Origin of the sequence: Sphingobium sp. HWE2-09, from assembly GCF_035989265.1 — a bacterium.
GTDB lineage: Bacteria > Pseudomonadota > Alphaproteobacteria > Sphingomonadales > Sphingomonadaceae > Sphingobium.
Genome location: NZ_JAYKZX010000001.1, coordinates 948,309 through 965,507 on the forward strand (window position 1 = coordinate 948,309; position 17,199 = coordinate 965,507).

17 protein-coding genes are annotated in these 17,199 nt (G+C 60.2%); 9 read left to right on the forward strand and 8 right to left on the reverse strand.

The features are described from left to right. Positions 1-30: 30 nt before the first annotated feature. Entirely contained in the window at positions 31-1,053 is a 1,023-nt protein-coding gene (locus U5A89_RS04355; protein ID WP_338159934.1) for a helix-turn-helix transcriptional regulator, read from the reverse strand. 132 nt (positions 1,054-1,185) lie between these two features. Here U5A89_RS04355 and U5A89_RS04360 point away from each other — a divergent pair, with 132 nt between their 5' ends. The 5 genes from U5A89_RS04360 to U5A89_RS04380 are packed head-to-tail and all read left to right on the forward strand — an operon-like array spanning position 1,186 to position 5,989. Next, a complete protein-coding gene (locus U5A89_RS04360; protein WP_338159935.1) occupies positions 1,186-1,818 on the forward strand; it encodes a nuclear transport factor 2 family protein in 633 nt (210 codons plus the stop codon). 5 nt (positions 1,819-1,823) lie between these two features. Further along, positions 1,824-2,897 carry an alkene reductase gene (locus U5A89_RS04365; RefSeq protein ID WP_338159936.1) on the forward strand — a complete coding sequence of 358 codons (1,074 nt, stop codon included), beginning with the start codon at positions 1,824-1,826 and terminating at the stop codon, positions 2,895-2,897. Positions 2,898-2,934: 37 nt separating this feature from the next. Beyond that, complete coding sequence (locus tag U5A89_RS04370) at positions 2,935-3,726, forward strand: SDR family NAD(P)-dependent oxidoreductase (protein ID WP_338159937.1); 792 nt, start codon at positions 2,935-2,937, stop codon at positions 3,724-3,726. A gap of 19 nt (positions 3,727-3,745) precedes the next feature. Then, the gene (locus tag U5A89_RS04375; RefSeq protein ID WP_338159938.1) at positions 3,746-4,501 is read left to right on the forward strand and encodes an SDR family NAD(P)-dependent oxidoreductase; all 756 of its coding nucleotides are present in this window, start codon (positions 3,746-3,748) and stop codon (positions 4,499-4,501) included. A gap of 24 nt (positions 4,502-4,525) precedes the next feature. Further along, positions 4,526-5,989 (forward strand): FAD-dependent oxidoreductase, encoded by a 1,464-nt coding sequence (locus U5A89_RS04380; protein ID WP_338159939.1) that lies wholly within the window; start codon positions 4,526-4,528, stop codon positions 5,987-5,989. Positions 5,990-6,073: 84 nt separating this feature from the next. Here the strand turns inward: U5A89_RS04380 and U5A89_RS04385 are convergent, their stop codons facing one another. The 5 genes from U5A89_RS04385 to U5A89_RS04405 all read right to left on the reverse strand — a co-directional run bounded on the left by U5A89_RS04385 (position 6,074) and on the right by U5A89_RS04405 (position 11,407). Then, the gene (locus tag U5A89_RS04385; protein ID WP_445190616.1) at positions 6,074-8,167 is read right to left on the reverse strand and encodes a TonB-dependent receptor; all 2,094 of its coding nucleotides are present in this window, start codon (positions 8,165-8,167) and stop codon (positions 6,074-6,076) included. 695 nt (positions 8,168-8,862) lie between these two features. Next, on the reverse strand, positions 8,863-9,507 hold the full coding sequence (locus U5A89_RS04390) for a TetR/AcrR family transcriptional regulator (protein WP_338159941.1): 645 nt from the start codon (positions 9,505-9,507) through the stop codon (positions 8,863-8,865). 451 nt (positions 9,508-9,958) lie between these two features. Then, on the reverse strand, positions 9,959-10,276 hold the full coding sequence (locus tag U5A89_RS04395) for a hypothetical protein (protein ID WP_338159942.1): 318 nt from the start codon (positions 10,274-10,276) through the stop codon (positions 9,959-9,961). Between the two features lie 61 nt (positions 10,277-10,337). Beyond that, positions 10,338-11,057, reverse strand: coding sequence for a TetR/AcrR family transcriptional regulator (locus tag U5A89_RS04400; RefSeq protein ID WP_338159943.1), 720 nt, complete (start codon positions 11,055-11,057; stop codon positions 10,338-10,340). 98 nt (positions 11,058-11,155) lie between these two features. Then, entirely contained in the window at positions 11,156-11,407 is a 252-nt protein-coding gene (locus tag U5A89_RS04405) for a hypothetical protein (RefSeq protein ID WP_338159944.1), read from the reverse strand. A gap of 72 nt (positions 11,408-11,479) precedes the next feature. On the opposite strand from U5A89_RS04405, the gene U5A89_RS04410 reads away from it, so the two are divergent. From U5A89_RS04410 to U5A89_RS04420, 3 genes are all read left to right on the forward strand, one after another. Next, positions 11,480-12,166 carry a hypothetical protein gene (locus U5A89_RS04410; protein WP_338159945.1) on the forward strand — a complete coding sequence of 229 codons (687 nt, stop codon included), beginning with the start codon at positions 11,480-11,482 and terminating at the stop codon, positions 12,164-12,166. Positions 12,167-12,452: 286 nt separating this feature from the next. Further along, on the forward strand, positions 12,453-12,956 hold the full coding sequence (locus U5A89_RS04415; RefSeq protein ID WP_338159946.1) for a nuclear transport factor 2 family protein: 504 nt from the start codon (positions 12,453-12,455) through the stop codon (positions 12,954-12,956). Positions 12,957-12,985: 29 nt separating this feature from the next. Next, entirely contained in the window at positions 12,986-13,741 is a 756-nt protein-coding gene (locus tag U5A89_RS04420; RefSeq protein ID WP_338159947.1) for an SDR family NAD(P)-dependent oxidoreductase, read from the forward strand. An 81-nt stretch (positions 13,742-13,822) separates the two neighbouring features. On the opposite strand, the gene hsh3 is transcribed toward U5A89_RS04420, so the two are convergent. Both hsh3 and U5A89_RS04430 read right to left on the reverse strand, forming a co-directional pair. Then, positions 13,823-14,542, reverse strand: a complete 720-nt coding sequence (gene hsh3, locus U5A89_RS04425; RefSeq protein ID WP_338159948.1) for a 7-beta-hydroxysteroid dehydratase Hsh3 — start codon at positions 14,540-14,542, stop codon at positions 13,823-13,825. 10 nt (positions 14,543-14,552) lie between these two features. Continuing rightward, positions 14,553-15,314: an SDR family NAD(P)-dependent oxidoreductase gene (locus U5A89_RS04430; RefSeq protein ID WP_338159949.1), complete on the reverse strand. Its 762-nt coding sequence runs from the start codon at positions 15,312-15,314 to the stop codon at positions 14,553-14,555. 166 nt (positions 15,315-15,480) lie between these two features. Between U5A89_RS04430 and U5A89_RS04435 the strand changes: the two genes are divergently transcribed. Continuing rightward, a complete protein-coding gene (locus U5A89_RS04435; RefSeq protein ID WP_338159950.1) occupies positions 15,481-17,169 on the forward strand; it encodes an FAD-binding protein in 1,689 nt (562 codons plus the stop codon). Positions 17,170-17,199 lie beyond the last annotated feature (30 nt).

A 17,199-nucleotide genomic window follows, 5' to 3' on the forward strand; every position in this document is an offset into this window, starting at 1 on the left:
GCCATAGGGCGCACATCATTGGCTTCCGCGTTACTGCATATGCTGTTCCCGCCAGGCGGAAGGGGTCTGACCCGTCCATTGATGGAAGGCGCGCCGAAACGCGCCCGTATCGCTGTAACGGGTCCGTCGGCCGACCTCCGTAATTGTCAGCCGCGGGTCGGTGAGCAGCTGACAGGCGAGGGTAAGCCGTGCCTGCGCCTTGATCTGCGCAAGCGTCGTATTTTCCGCCGTCAGCCGGCGCTTGAGCGTCGCGACGCTGATGCCGAACTGGCTGGCCAGTCGCGCCGCCGATGCAGGCGTTTCTCCGCTGGCCAATGTCGCGCTGAACAAATGGGCGATGCGCTCCGACAGGGGGGCATCCTTCGATTGTGCAAGGGCCAGGTCGAACGGGAATCGTTCGAGCAGATGGTCAAGTTCAAAGGCGCTGCGGACGATCGGCTGGTCCAGATATGATGCGGCAAAGCCTATGCTGTTTTCCGGCGCGCCGTGCCGAACCGGGCAGGGCAGCAGATAGGACACAGTGCGCTCATGCAGCAGCGGCGGGTAGCGCATGGCGGCACCCAGTAACGCGATGTCTTCGCCGATCAGCCACCCGAACAATCGATGATAGGTCGATAGGCCGGTGAGGTCCGATAGATAGGCGCAGGCGTTCCGCACCCGCCGGACCGTGGGCATGGTAAGTTTGGCGACGCCGTCATCGACCTTCAACAGCAGGCGGGAGAGGCGGGGTCCGATCAGTATCGAGAATTGGTCCGCCCGCGCGATCGCTTCGCGCAATGTGCCGCAAGTGATGATGCAGTGGCACAGCATGTTGAACCCGGCCTTGGTCAACGGCTCGCGCCCTTCCTGCTGCGCGGCATGCTCATCGAGCAACCAGGTGCAGTGGGCATAGAGCCGGGTGAAATCGTCATGGGCCAGCGATCGTCCCATCGTTCCCGGCGCCAGCAAGCCGGGCAGCAGATGCGTCAGTTCCGCCTGTCGCATCAGGTCGTGCGGATCATACCCGAACATATCGACAAGCCGCAGCAGATCCTGCGCGATAACCGCCGACACGCTGCCTTGGACCGGGCGCGACAGATGTTTTGCGATGTTGAGCCTTTTTGTCATGGCCTTTGAGCCATTTCCACATTTGTGCGCACCGGGCAATGGGGCAGAAGAGAGTGATAAGAACGAAGGATGGAGCGGATGGGCGACACGGACACCCTATTGGCGCGGATCGACCGGCTGGAATCGCTGGACGCGATCCGACAACTGCCGGCGAAATATGCGCTGGCACTGGATATGCGCGATTCCGACGCATGGGTGGGCCTCTTCCCGGAGGATGTTCGCGTGGGCGGCGGTAAGAGCGGGCGCAAGGCGCTGCGCGACTGGTTCGACGAAACCCATTCGATGCAATTCGATGGCACGTCTCACCATATCGGCGGGCACATCATCGACTTTGACGATGCCGATCATGCGCAGGGCGTCGTCTATTCGAAGAATGAGCATGAGAGCGGCGCGGAATGGGTCATCATGCAGATGATGTATTTCGACCAGTATGAGCGGATCGAGGGGCGCTGGTATTTTCGCCGCCGACTGCCGCTCTACTGGTACGCGACCGACCTCAACAAGCCACCGATCGGCGATCGCAAGATGCGCTGGCCTGGCGTGCCGCCCTATCATGGCAGTTTCCATGATCTGTTTCCCAGCTGGAAAAGCTATTGGGACCGGCAGGGGCGACCCCATGACGGGCCGGTGGAGCCACCCGCGCCACTGGAAAAATTCATTGAAGCGATGCGCCGGGGCGCGCCATTGCCCAAGCCGCGCGTAAGGAGTTGAAAGACATGGTCGATATATTTTCGCCGGTCATTTTGGGCGACATCGCCCTTGCCAACCGGATCGTCATGGCGCCGATGACACGCGACCGGGCTGGACCCGGGGACGTGCCGACCGACATCATGGTCGATTATTATCGCCAGCGCGCGGGCGCGGGTATGATCGTAACGGAAGGAACACAGCCTTCGCCGACCGGCAAAGGCTATTGGCGCACCCCCGGCATCCATAGCGACGCGCAGGTGGCAGGCTGGCGCAAGGTGACCGATGCGGTGCATGGCGAAGGGGGCAAGATCGTCATGCAACTGATGCATGTCGGCCGCGCTGCTGTCCAGGTGAACAAGGACGCGGGCGCGGAAACCGTGGCGCCATCGGCCATCCCATGTCCGGACAGGATTCCGGGGCCGGATGGCGTGCCGGTGGAAACCATGATGCCACGCGCGCTGGGAACCGATGAGATTGCGGGCGTCATCGCCGAATATGTTACGGCCGCGCGCAATGCGATGGCAGCTGGCATGGATGGTACCGAACTACATTGCGCCAGCGGTTACCTGCCCATGCAGTTCCTGTCTTCGAACAGCAACCAGCGGACCGATCGCTATGGCGGAAGCGTCGACAACCGCATCCGCTTCGTCGTGGAACTGCTGGAGGCGCTAGCGGCGGCTGTCGGGCCAGGGCGAGTGGGTTTCCGCATCTGCCCCGGCGTCCGGTTCAACGGCATGGATGATGCGAACCCGCATGAAACCTATGCCGCGCTGCTGAAGGCCGTCGATGGTCTGGGCCTGGCCTATTGCCATCTGATCCACATCCCGCTCGACGGACAGGATGCGCTGGACCTCGTCCGTGCGCATTGGAATGGCGCGATCATCGAAAATAGCGGGCTGACATTGGAAAAGGCGCAGGCGCTTTTGACGGATGGCAAGGCGCAGGCCGTGTCCTTTGGCTATCTCTACATCGCCAATCCCGATCTGGTCGATCGTTTCCGCGCGGGCGCCGCCCTGAACAAGGGCAATCGCGCCAATTTCTACACCGGCGCGGGCGACGATCGCAAAGGCTATACCGATTATCCGACGCTGGACGCCTGAGTCCGACCGACGTCATCTGAAAAAAGAGGAGAGAGACATGGGCAAGTTGCTGGAAGGACGCACTGCGCTCGTGACCGGTGGCGGTCAGGGCGTAGGGCAGGGCATTGCGCGCGCGCTGGCCGAAGCGGGCGCCAACATCGCCATCGCCCAACGCAAGGCCGATCAGGGCGAGGCGGAAGCGCAATATCTGCGTGACACCCATGGCGTTGATGCGCTGTTCATCCAGACGGACGTGACGAAACGCGCCGCCGTCGAAGCAATGGTGGAAGCCGCGCATGATCGCTTCGGTCGGCTCGACATCCTCGTCAACAATGCCGGCGCCAGCTTTCCCAAGCGGATCGAGAAACACACCGACGCGGATATGGAAGGGTCGTTCGCGCTCAATTACTATGCCGTGTTCTGGGCGATGCAGGCGGCCTTCCCGATCATGAAGGCGCAGGGCTATGGCCGCGTCATCAACCTGGGTTCGCTGAACGGCGTCAATGCGCACATGTTCACCGTCGCCTACAATGCCAGCAAGGAAGCGACGCGCGCGCTGACACGCACGGCGGCGGTAGAGTGGGGACCATTTGGGATCACCTGCAACATCATCTGCCCGTCCGCGACCAGCCCACAGGCGCAGGAATATTTCGCGGCCAATCCGGAGATGACCGAGGCGATCCTGAAGCAGGTGCCCGCGGGCCGTTTCGGCGACGCGGAAAAGGATATCGGCCCGGTCGCGTTGTTCCTGGCCAGCGAAGGCGGCGGTTATATGAGCGGCAATACGTTGTTCGCCGATGGGGGCGCGCAGGTGAACGGTGTCGCCTGGCGGCCCGAAGTCGAGGATTGACGTCATGGAGGGATCGGGCATGAAGCAGTTGGATGGCAAGATCGCGATCGTGACCGGCGGTGCGCGCGGCGTCGCGAAGGGGGTGGCGACCGCTTTCGTGAAGGCGGGGGCCAAGGTGCTGATCGTCGATCGCGAAGTGGAACTGGGCCGCGAAACCGAAGCCGAATTGACGGCGTTGGGCGGCGATGTCGCCTTCATGCCTGTCGATCTGGCCGATCGCGCGGCGCTGCCTTCGATCGTCACGACCGCGTTGGAGCGGTTCGGCAAGCTCGACATCCTCGTCAACGCGGCGCAGGCTTCGCGCCAGTTGCCGCTGGCCGAAACGACGGACGAGGCGATGGAGATATCGTTCGATACCGGCTTCTGGCCGACCTTCATCTTGATGCGTGCGGCCTATCCGCACCTGATGGCGGCCAAAGGTTGCGTCATCAACTTCGCCACCGGCGCGGCGTTCGATGCCATTCCGACGCAAGGCTCCTATGTCGCCGCGAAAGAAGCGATCCGGGCCATATCCCGGGTGGCGGCGAGCGAATGGGGACCAGAGGGGGTTCGGGTGAATATCATCTGCCCGTTTGCCAATTCACCGGGAGTTCAAGCCTGGAAGGAATGGGCGCCGGACGATTATGCTACGCAAATTGGTAAGGTTTCTTTGCGCCGGATCGGCGATTGCGAAAAGGATATCGGATCAGCCGCCGTCTTCTTGGCGAGTGACGCTGCGGCCTATATCACCGGCCAGACATTAATGGTCGATGGCGGACAGACCAAGGCGTTCTGATTCGCTGCTTGGGAGAATAGTGACTTGGCCGACATATCGTTGCACCGCCCTTTCCCCGCGTCGCAGGTTACAGGATGGGATTTTGAAACCGATGTCGCCGTCATAGGATTTGGTGCGGCGGGCGCCTGTGCGGCGATCGAGGCGGCGGGTGCAAAGGCGCGGGTCATGCTGTTCGAGCGGGGATCGGGCAGCGGCGGCGCGTCTGCTCTGTCAGGTGGTGAAATCTATATCGGCGGCAGTGGCGGAACGGACGCGCAGCGTGCCGCGGGCTTCGACGACACGACGGAGGATTTCGCGGCTTATCTTAAAGCGGCGGGTGGCCCCTGCGCCGATATAGTGAAATGCGACCTCTATGCGCGTGAGGCTTTGGGCCATTATGGGTGGCTGAAGGCACAGGGCGTCCCCTATCGCGGCAATTATCTGCCGGGCAAGCATATCGAGCCGACCGACGATTCCACGTTGATCTGGTCGGGCAGCGAAGCGGCATGGCCTTTTTGCGACATCGCGAAGCCAGCGCCGCGCGGTCATGTGATCGCGCATATGGGCTGGGGCGGCGGGCGACCGCTGGTCGATTTGCTGGAGGCGCGCGCCCGAGATTTGGGCGTCGAGGTGATTACGGACGCGCGCGCTGTGGCGCTGGTGCAGGATGACGCGCGACACGTCGTCGGCGTTATCCTGCGCATCGACAATGAACACCGTTTCGTCCGCGCAACCAAGGGTGTCGTCCTGTGCACCGGTGGCTTTGTCTTCAACGAGGATATGCGGCGTCGCTATTGCCCCGAAACGTTCAAGATCTCCAGCCCGATCGGCGAGCAGGACGACGGATCGGGCATCGAACTGGGCGTGGGGGCGGGCGGTGACGCCATCCACATGGAACAGTTTTTCACGACCTGCCCCTGGACCATGCCCGAACCGCAAGCCTATGGCGTATTCGTCAACCAGGCGGGACAGCGCTTCATCAATGAAGATTGCTATCATGGTCGCGTGAGCCGCTGCGCGGTCGATCAATTGGGCGATAAAGTCTATCTGTTGCTCGATATTGCGCATTTCGATCAGCCGCTGGAGATGGCGGGTATGACCATCGCGGGAACCGGCGACACATGGGAAGAGGTCGAAGCGGAACTGGGTATGGCGTCGGGCACGTTGAGCGCGACCATGGCCTTCTATAGCGCCCATGCGGCGGAGGGGCGCGACCCGCTGTTCCAGAAGCGGCCGCCGATCCTGACGCCGCTGGATCAAGGTCCGTTCGTGGCGCTGGAGTTGAATTTCGCGACCAGCTATTTCAGCTTCTTCACGCTGGGTGGCCTGCGCACCTCGACCGATGGCGAAGTGCTGGATCATGGCGGCGCGCCGATTGCGGGGCTGTTTGCCGCCGGGCGCTGTACGTCGGGCCTGCCTGCCTGGGGCCATGGCTATAGTTCGGGCCTCAGCCTGGCGGACTGCACCTTTTTTGGTCGGCAGGCGGGGCGCAAAGCGGCGTCGGGATAAAAAGAGGCGGCCTGAATAAGGCCGCCTCCAGTTCCCCTTATGTTTCCGATCCGGCCGCTGTCGAACAACAGCAGCCGCCCGTCTTCACCATTTGAAGTTGAGCGTTGCGCCAAATTCACGCGGGTTCATGACGTTGGCCAAGCGGTAGCCGGAGTCATAGGAGATCCCACTTTGCGTCGGCGTCTGCGAATTGCCGAGTGAAATATTGGTGATCCGCTTCTGATTAAGCAGGTTGCGGGCGAAAGCCGTGATTTCCCATTTGCTCTCCGGCCCCCGCAGACCAACGAACATGTTAAGCAATGAGCGGGCCTGATAATCATAATTCACCCGTTCCGACGTGAAGCCGGGGCGATAGGTGAACAAGGCCCGGACGAACGGCGTATAGTCCCCGGCTGAGAAACGCAGTTCGCTATTGGCGGTCAGGCTGAAGTCCGGAACCTCCGCCATGCGGCCGCTGGTGCGGCAATAGCTGACATTGCCGGTCCCGGTAACTGTCGGCGCGCCATTCTGATTGGGAACGCCCGACCCGTCGAAATCATTGCACGGGACCAGCGCATCGCTGAAACGGGCGCGGGTATAGGCTGCTGACACGTTCATATCCCAATTCTGGACGAACCGCGTGTCAATCGACGCTTCGATGCCTTTCACCTTGGCGTCGCCATTATAGTTGAAATCGAAAAAGCCGGATGGCGGCTGCGCGGTCGGCACTTCATAATATATGCTGGTGAAGCGGCTCAGATAACCGTCGAACTTCTGATAGAAGGCGGCAAGCGTGTAATTGACCTTCCGATCCAGCACCGACCCCTTCAAACCGACTTCGAAGGAGTCCGTCTTTTCCCCCCTGGTGCGGATCAGATCGTCGCTGATGCCGGCGGGCAACGCAACACCGGTGCTGCCTGCGCGGAAGGAATGCCCATAGGCGAAATAGGCATTCAGCATGTCGCTCAGCGCATAGTTCACGGTAAGGCCGCCGGTGATTGGCTTGTTAGTGTTCTTTTGCAGGTTGGTCGGGATGATCTCGGTCGGGCCTGACACGACGGTCACGCCTGGGGGGATGCCCAACAAGGGATGTGAACCGAGGAACAAGGTCTGCTGCGTGGTCTGGATGCTCTTGAGGATGGAATAGCGCACGCCGCCTTCGATGGTCAGCGGGCCGGTCTTGTACCGCAGATTGGCCGCGAACGACCAGGTCTGGGTATCGGTTGGCACCGTTACATTGACACCGATCGGCAGCTTATTGGGCACGAAGAAGCCCGGTGCGAGCGGCACTAATCCGTCGGGGGATATAGGCGCGATAAAGCTGTCTGCACGCTGATCGACGACGGTCGTCCCTGTCTGTTTTGTATAAAAGGCGCCGATACCACCGCCCAAACCCTTGTCATTGTTGGTCTGCCAACGCAGTTCGGCGGTGTTGACTTTATAGGGGGTGACGACACGGGAATTGGCAACGTAGCCCGGCACGGAATTGGCTGGGTCAAGATCACGATCTATCGACAGCTTGCTGAATTGATGTGCGCCGACGAACGACAGGGTGGATCCGCCCAGGTCGTAATCCATCGCCAGGTTGACGATATGCGTGTTGTTCTGGCTGCGGAATGGTGCTTCGGCAACGGCGCCATAGTCCGACGCGCTCAATGCCGGGCCGGAACGAACCGCGCTGCCAAGGATCGGCGTATTGCCGGATCCGACGACCTGTTGAAACTGCGTATTATCGGCAGTCAGATATTGGTATGTCAGATAAGCGGTGAACGCATCGCTTGGCCGCCAGCCAAGGGTGACGCGGCCACTTTCCGTTGTGCTGCGGGAACGCCTGCCCAAGTTGACATCCTTTACCTGGTTCACGCGATTGCCATCGACCAGCCCGGCGACGCGGATTGCCAGCGTGTCGGAAAAGGGCAGGGACACGCCGCCCTGCACGTTATATCCGGCGCGGTCCGTTCCAGTCCCCTGCATGAAGCCTTCGATCTTGTCGAAATTCGGCCGCCGCGTGCCGATGGTGATCGAACCGGCCGGGGCCGAAAGCCCGCGCAGCAGGCCTTGAGGCCCACGCAGCACTTCGATCTGCGCGATGTCGTAAAGCGCCGTATAGGCAGTCTGCGCATCGGTCGGGATTTCGTTATAATAGACCTGAACGGCCGGCGCGGTTCCCTGGTCCGGATCGAACGTGACCCCGCGCAATGTCGTGGTGTTGTTCCGTCCGGTGGTGTTGGTGAGCTCAAGGCCGGGGAAAGCTGCTGAACATCTTTCGCGTCGAAAATGTTGAACTTTTCCAGCTGTTCGCCTGTCGCAACGTTCACCGACATCGACACATCTTGCAGCTTTTCCTGCCGCCGCGTCGCCGTGACGATGATGTCTGCTTCGGGTGTTTGCGCTAGCACCATTTCTGGCACTACCAGCGCCGAAAAACTGGCGCACAGCAAAAGGCTACGCGAAACGCGGCTTGCTCGCATCTTATCCTCCCCAACTATCGATCCGCCAACATTGGTCGGAACTGATATCTTTTCTTTATGCGTAACATATATACCGAACCAAAACGCATGTAAAAGGATATTTGAACGCTTTCGAGCGTTAATTTTTTGGCGCTTGGTTAGCTTTGCGGGCGCCATTTCAAGGTTTCATACGCAGCGCGTTGCTAGATCAAAATATTGAAAAATCGTGATAAAATATCGATCTTGATGTCCGATCCGGTGATGATGGGTGACGTGACTCTGTTTGTTTGAACAACTATACAGTCAGAGAAAGCAGGTACGCCCGCCCAATGCGGCAATGCGTAAATGATCCGTTGATCGGCATGCGAATCGTAGCAGCCTTCATCATGGCTGCGTCGTCGCTCAATCGACTGACGAGTAGAGCGGATCGCTCCTTCCTGCGGCCTATCCTCGACCGGCTAATATGCCGCCGCAAAATAGTTGGGTGAGTTTCGCTGCCAATATATCAAGGCGTGCGGGATCGTTCGCGACATCCACGTCATTTTGGAAAAAACGGCGGTGCGCTTCGGCAAGGACGAGGTTGGTCAACGCTTCCGCTGCGAATGCGCTATCCTGATCCGGAATCGCGCCAGACTTTATAAGCCGGTCGAGCAGCGCGATAAGCGGGTCCATATAACGGCGCACCACCGCCTGTTCTATGCGGGGCTTGGCTTCATCCATGAAGTCGGGATTAAGTATCAACAGCCGCCGGAGCGACATGGCTTGCGGCAGACATACTTCTTTCAGGCTTTGGTTTATAAAATCGCGCAGACTTTGCCGCCAGTCCGACTGATCGGCGATGACGAGCGGTTCCCGCCCATAATCCAGCAGCCTGCGCACAACGGCAGCCATCAATGCGGCCTTGTTGCCATACCGCATATAGACGGTTTTCCGGGATAGGCCGGATCCAGCGATAATGGTGTTCATGGTCAGGCCGGGGCCATGTTCGACCACCATCTGAACGGCGGCATCGACAAGCTGTTGGTCGATATCGCCACTTTCTTCGCGTCGGGGGCGGCCGGGGCGGCGGGGGCGGTGTGCGTCGGTCATGCGATGGAACATGGCAAAAAAAACGACTTAATAAAATAGACAATTGTGTTTCGTTTTTGAGGATTTTATTTTTTTGGGAGGATTCCGTATTAAAAAAAGGGTGTGGGCCGTTCCATGTTTCGCAGGGCCGTTCGTCCTGCTGTATGACGCCCCTCAGACTATATTTGTTTCGGATATCGGACTGACGGGATGGACGAGCGAAGTGTCAGTACCCGACGCCTCTGCCGACCGCAGCTTGCATGGTAGCAAGCCCTCAGTCTCCGGCGTTCGCCAACAATAGTTCACGGATGCAGCCCCGGCGCTGGACCAGCCAGCGTCATGTGAGACGAGCGCGTCAGGCGCTCGTCCAGCGTACTACCAACCTAATCAAAGTCGGTAATTTGGTGAGACAGCAGAATGGAAGGCGCCAATCGTGGCGCCTTCCATTATAGGAATAAGACCGCAGATGCCGTCAGGGCAGTTTGGCAAGGTCCGCGTCGATTGCCGCCAAGCGCTGATCGGTCACGTCGTCAGGGGCATATTGCTGAATGGCCTTTAGCGACATACCGCGCGCCATATCGACCTGATCATTGGTCGTCATGCCCGGGATATGCTTTTCGACGATCGCCTTGGTGGCGGGATTGTCCAGCAATGTGCCGAGATCCGTTTCTTCCGCCGTGTACTTCGCTTTCGCCAGGGCGGCAGGCGCGGGCGCTGGTGCCGTTTGTGCGAACGCGGTGACGGTCGTGATGCTGATGGCCGCGGCCGCCGCAATAAGGAAATGACGCATTTTCAAGATCCTCCATTATAGATGCAGGATATATCGCACGGTATCGTTCTAAATTCAAGGGTCACCAGTTTCTTCGGGCCGCCATGAACAAGTCCACCGTTCTGTTCGCGGCGTCGATCATTTCCTCAGTGGAAATCACGCGCGAGCCACTTTCCTGCAATTGCCAGCCGGTAATCGCCGACACGAACATGCGTGCGACGGACTCCGGCTGACGGGCAGGAATTCCATCCCTCTCTCCCGCCTCCGCTATGTCCTTTGCGATGAGGCGCACGATGTAGAGATAGCCAACCTCGTACATAGCTTGTGACAATTTTGGGAAGCGGTCCCGTGTGGATAGGATCAAGAGCTGAAATGCGTGGACTTCGGGCTGCGTAACAGATTGAGCGATGGTGTGCCCGTGATAGCGTAGCCGCTCTTCGATGTCATCGGTAAGGAGATGGTCATGTTCCGATGCCGCCAGCGACCATTCTTTAACCCGGTCCTCGACTATGGCGGTGAAGAGCGCTTCTTTGGACGGGTAGCGGACGTAAAGCGTTCCCTTGGATACGCCTGCCACCGCTGCAACATTTTCCATGGCGACAGTGTCGTAGCCGCCTTCCAGAAACATGTCCCGTGCGGTGTTGAGAATCGTGCGCTCGATCGCCACCACCTGTTTGGCGGTGGGGCGGCCCTTTTTGGGCACAAATGCCTTTACGGTGTCGGTCTTGGCCATTGGCGATTGTTTGGCGGAACTGTCGCCGGGAAGCAACGGTGGAAAAGCGGTCAGCCTAACGCCGGTCATTCCAACGGATGCAGCGCCGAACTGCACTCTTGGCCATCTGTCTGCGGTCTGTCTGGCGCATCGACTGGCTTGACCCGCACATCTCGAAACGCCCCTGTTCAGCTTGCAGCAGATTTCTTATACGCAAGATTGTGTTGGAATTGCTCTACGCGTATTGAAAAATGCAAAGGCGTTAATATGGCTATTTGCGTTTTAGCAAGGCTGATGGATAGGATGGATATGGCAAAGCGGAATGCGAAGCGGTGATCGGCGCGCTGGCCTGAAATCATGTCGATGCCCGGCCGATCCATATATCCATCGTCAGCCTGGACGACCGACCCGTCGCGCTCGAAGCGCCGCGGGTCCGGCAACGGAATGCAAGATTTTGATCCGTCCTTGACGAACGGGTTTGCACCACAAGATGAGTCAATAGGAGACGAATGATGGCGACGGCACCGAAGACGCAAGAATTATTGGGCGCGCGCTCTATGGGGCATATGGCGCTCCATTATAAAACGGCCGAGGAAGGGCCGTTGGCGGCGCGGCTGCTCGGCATGTTGGGTTATGTCCTGACGCAGGATCTGGTGCTGCCGTCGGGCGCGCATTTCTACCGCTTCGTGGTGGACGCCCGGCATCAGCCGCGTGGCGACGGGATCGTTTATCTGTCGCTCATTCCCGATGCCCAGCGCGACTTGATGGCGGCCATTCACGACGCGCTGAACGTAGGGACCGATCATGAGCATCCTGCCGTGGTGGCGATGCGCGCGAAGATGGACGAGGATCCGGAATATAGCTTCCATTACGGGACGTTGCTGGACAGCCTGGAAGATCTTGAGAATATCTTCGTCACGCTGGAGGACGCCAACCGCAACGATCCTGAACTGAAAGGGCGGTTGAAGCTGGTCTACAACCGTGCGTTGCCGGGCAATCCCGATGTCGATGCCCGCCTGGACGCCTCCCCCATCTATGGCGGCGTGACCCGCTATGCCTATGGCAAGAATGGCGTTCAGGCTTTTCTGGAAACCGACATTATGTCGAGCGGTATTCTTGGCGAAACCATGATGCTGGAATTCGACTATGTCTTCCCGGGCTATGCCAACCATGTGCTGTCCGTGGTCGAATGGGAATGACGCCAGGCGGTGCGATCGCGCCGAATGAGAATTAGGATCGGTCGATTGCGTGGGCGTCGCGCTGGCAGGGTCATCTGACCCTTCCAGCGCGACGCCCCTTGGCAAATCAGACTCGCTAGCCACAGATCGCGCAATGCGTTAAGCGGACATAAAATCGCTATATAGAACGCAAATTAGCAATATAATTAAATACTATCTTTCATTTGCGTAGTTCATTAGCCATTCTTACAAGGCGAATATGAGGCGTCCGAGAAAAGGGCGACACGTTGCAATAGGAGAAAAAGTCATGTCCCCCACCCTTGAAGAGCTTGCGCAACGGCTTCAGCTTCTGGAGGACAAGGAAGCTATCCGGCTGCTGAAATCGCGCTACCTGCGCGCCTGCGACTTGAAGCAGCCTGATGCCGTACGCGACTGCTTTTTGCCTAACGCCGTCCGCATCGCCTATCAGGGCTTTCCGATTTTTACCGATCGTGATGCCTTTGTCGCGACCTATGAAAGCATGGCCTGTCAGGGCGGCGTCTATGACATTCATCATGCCGCGAACTGGGACATCAGCGTGACGGGGCCGGACGAAGCCCGTGGCATCTGGTCGCTCAATTTCCGTACGATCCTGACCGGGCCGCGCCAAGTGACCCGGCTCGCGGTGGAATATGACGATCTTTATCGTCGGCAGGACGGACGTTGGTGGATTGCGGAAACCACAAGCCGCGTGACGTCCGTCCTGACCGAACAGATCGGGGAAGACGGGTCTTTGACGGTGCTGGCATCCGGCGAAATTCCCGCCAACTGACCTGCCCGGCGAATATGGGAGAGAGCCAGATGATCGACTATGGTCTGCAAGGGAAGGTGGCGATGGTGACGGGCGCGGGCGGCGGCATCGGCCGGGCTAGCGCGCTGGTCTTCGCGCGCTCGGGTGCGAGCGTGCTGGTGAGCGACGTCCATGACGATCATGGCGAGGAAACGGCCGCGCTGATCCGGGAAAAGGGCGGGACGGCCGTCTATCAACGCTGTGATGTCAGCGATCCGGCGCAGGTAAAGGCCATGGTCGCCGCAGTGGTCGATCGGTTTGGGCGGCTCGATTGCGCGTTCAACAATGCGGGCATCAATTCGGTTACGTTGGACGAATATGACGATGCGGTTTGGGCGCGCGCCTTATCCGTCAACCTGACCGGCGTGATGCTGTGTATGCGCGAAGCCGCCGAAGTGATGCTGAAGCAGGGCGGCGGAGCGATCGTCAACACCGCCTCGATCAATGGCGTCGTGGGTAATCCGGGCCAGCCCGCCTATACGGCGGCCAAACATGGCGTCGTCGGCCTGACCCGTCATGCCGCGCTCCGCTGGGCAAAGGACGGGATTCGCGTGAACGCGGTCTGCCCCGGCGTCATCGACACGCCGATGTCGGCGCAGGCCGCCGCCGACCCGCAGATCCGCGCCATGATCGAGTCCATGACACCGATGGGCCGCATGGGCCGAGCGGAGGAAATTGCGGAGGCGGCGGTATGGCTATGTTCGGACGCGGCCAGCTTCATCACCGGTCATCCGCTGCTGATCGACGGTGGGGTGACCGCCGTCTAAGGCAGATGATTTCGGCGAGTTGAAGCATCCCTGGCTGAAGCGCGAGGCCCGGTTTCGGAAGAACCGGGCCTTCGCCTTTCCCTATGGCTTGTCGAGGTGCGCGAAGTCGAACTGGCTGGTCGGGATGATGTCGATCCGCGCGAAATCGATGAACCCCGCACAGCTGTCGGTCATCTCTGTGGTGTTGCGCGCAAATTTCGCCTCGTCGCCGACGGCGTCGAAAAAGACGCGCGGATCGGCCATCGCTTCGAGCGGGAAGCATTCCTCCACGAAGGCGCCATAAGCGGGCGCATTGGCCGTCAGCGGTCGCACGATGATGTTCTGCACATATTCGAAGTTGGATTGGGTATCGATCGCGACGCGGGTGTGATGGCTATGCCAATGCGCGACGGCGTCTTGCCAGGGCATGTCCGGGCGGAATGAGATGAAGCTGGCCTGTGACCAGCCCGCGGTGCGCGACCCGCCTTGCGGCACATATCGGTTGTTGGGGATGATCGTCGATTCCGCCACCAGCCAGGCCTCGAAACGGTCGCTATGGCTGGCCAGAACCTCGTCCACAGCGCCCCGGAAAATCGCATTGGCGGACGGTAGCCAGAATTGCACGGCCGCATCCTGCTGCCGTTCCTGCCACTGCTGGACGAGCGGCGCGGCCGGTTCGACCGTCGCGTCGCGGACATTGAGGCGCACGCTACTCGCGCCCGCCGCCTTGAGCGCGCCGGGCAGGCTCGCGACAAGGCGATTGGCATAGGCGGCGCGGCTCTCACCCGCTGGCGCCCACAAGGCGCAGATCAGTTTTTCCATGTTATGATCCTTAATCGAAGTTGGCTTGCCCGCCGTCCAGCGGAATGGTCGCGCCGGTCAGATAGCCAAGGTCCGACCCGCACAGCCCGACGATTGCCCGGCCGATATCCTCCTCCAGTCGACCGATGCGACCCAGAGGGATAGTGCGGAAAAAGGCTTCCGATTCTTCCGGATTATTGTCGATCCACCATTTGAGGCTTGGCGATTCGGCATGAGGGGCGATGGTGAGGACGCGGATATTCTCCCGCCCCCATTCGGACGCGGCGGCGCGGGTCAGCGCCCGGGTCGCCTGCTTGATCGCGCCATAACAGCCATAGGTCGCCATGTCCCAACGGATGCCCGCCGATGAGGCGAAGTTGAAGATGGCGCCGCCGCCGCGACCCGCCATATGGGCATGGACCAGTTTCATCAGGCGGAAACTGGCGAGCGGGCCGGATTCGAATCCAGCGGTAAAGGCCTCGTCCGACACATCGTCGATCAGGCCCAGCGGCACTTCCTGCGCATTGTTGACCAGGATATCGATCCCGCCCAGATCGCGCACCGCGATATCGACGGCACGGGCGAGATCGGCGGCATCCTTGACATTGCAGGCGACGGGAATGGCGCGCACTCCGCGTTCCTTCGCCAGCCGGGCGGTCTGTTCCACCTTGTCCAGCGTGCGCCCGGCCAGTAGCAGGTTCACGCCTTCGCTGGCCAGGGCCAGGGCTATGCCCTGACCAATGCCTTGCCCTGCCCCGGTAATCAGGGCAATCTTGCCTGTCAAAGCGGACATCCCATTCTCCTAATGCTCATCGTAGAAATTATGCCATCATACTACGCAGCAAGTTGACTTTATGGCAAGATGGACCGCATTCTGCGTTCCATGGAGGCGGATGAGATGAAGCGGTCGAGAGGGCGCTTGCTTATCGCCTGACAGAATGGATTCGGAACGGACAAGCATGAGTAACTGGGACAAGGAAGTCGATATCCTCATAGTGGGATCGGGTGCGGGCGGCCTGTTGTCGGCACTGGTCGGCGCGCATAACCGCGCCGATGTGCTGATCGTGGAGAAAGCGGACCTGTGGGGCGGCACGTCCGCAACCTCCGGCGGCGGTATCTGGATTCCGGGCAGCGACCCGGCAAAGGCGGCCGGGTTCGAAGATGATCTGGACGACGCCTTCACCTATTTGCGCGGCCTGTCGGCAGACAATGTGCCTGACGCGAACATCCGCGCCTATGTCGATAATGCGGCGCCGATGCTGCGTTGGGTCATGGCGAACACGCCGGTACAATATATGGCGTTCCCTTATCCCGACTATCATGCCGAAAATCCCGGCGGGTCGGCGCAGGGCTTTCGTACCCATTTGCCCATGCCGCTCGACGGCAAGCCATTGGGCGCGGACATTCGCAAGTTGCGCTTCGCATCGCCCGCGGCCAGCCTGTTCGGCTATCTGAACTGGCATTTCAGCGAGACCTACGAACTGCTGTACCGCACGAAGGGGTGGATCAAGCATCTGGTCGTGAACATGAGCAAATATTGGCTCGACCTGCCGTTCCGCCTGACGTCGCGCAAGGATCGACGCTTGACCTTAGGCAATGCGCTGACCGGCGGATTGCGTATGGCGCTCAACCGCCAGGGCGTGCCGCTCTGGCTGGAAACGCCGCTTAAGGACCTGGTGCGCGACGGCGACAAGGTGACGGGCGCCATCGTGGAAAAGGATGGCAAACCCTATCGCATTGGCGTGCGCAAAGGCGTGGTGCTGGCGGCCGGGGGCTATGACAAGAACCCCGCGATGCGGGAGGGCAATGCACCGCTCTATCCCGCCGCGCAATATTCGGGCGGCGTCGCCAGCAACACCGGTGACAGCATCCGCGCGGGCGAAGCGATCGGCGCGGGCATGATGAACATGCAGTCGGCCTGGGCTGCGCCGGTATTTCATGTGCCGGGCGAAGATCGCGGTCGTCTATCCACCATAGAACGGGCGCTGCCGGGTTGCATCATGGTGAATCAGGCGGGCGAGCGTTATCTCAACGAAGCGGCCTCCTACCATATCGTCGGTCAGAAAATGGCGCGGCGTCAGGCCGAGCAGGGCGATGCATCGCCCAGCTGGATGATCTTCGACCAGGAATATCGCCATAAATTCCCGATGGGGCCGGTCTATCCGCTCATGCCGACCTTCCTGCACAACAAGGCCGTGCGAAGCATATTGAAGCAGGGCCGATCGGTCGAGGAACTGGCGACCAAGATCGGCATGGACCCGGCCGCCTTGTCGGCGACGGTCGCCCGCTTCAACACCCATGCGGCCAAGGGGGAAGATCCGCAATTTCACCGGGGCGAGGCGGCCTATGACAAAATGTATGGCGATCCGCGTCATGGCCCCAATCCTTGCCTGCGGCCGCTGAACAAGGGGCCGTTCTATGCCATGCCGATCTATCCGGGTGACATCGGGACCAATGGTGGCCTGCTGACCAACGCCCATGCCCAGGTGGTCGATCAGGCAGGCAACGCCATCCCGGGCCTCTATGCCGTGGGCAATAATGCAGCGTCGGCGATGGGCGAAAGCTATCCTGGTGCGGGCGTCACCATCGGACCTGCGATGACCTTCGGCTATGTCGCTGCGCGGCACATGACGGGCGGGAATGCGTAAAGTCTGTCAGGGGAGGGGCGTGGCCCTTCC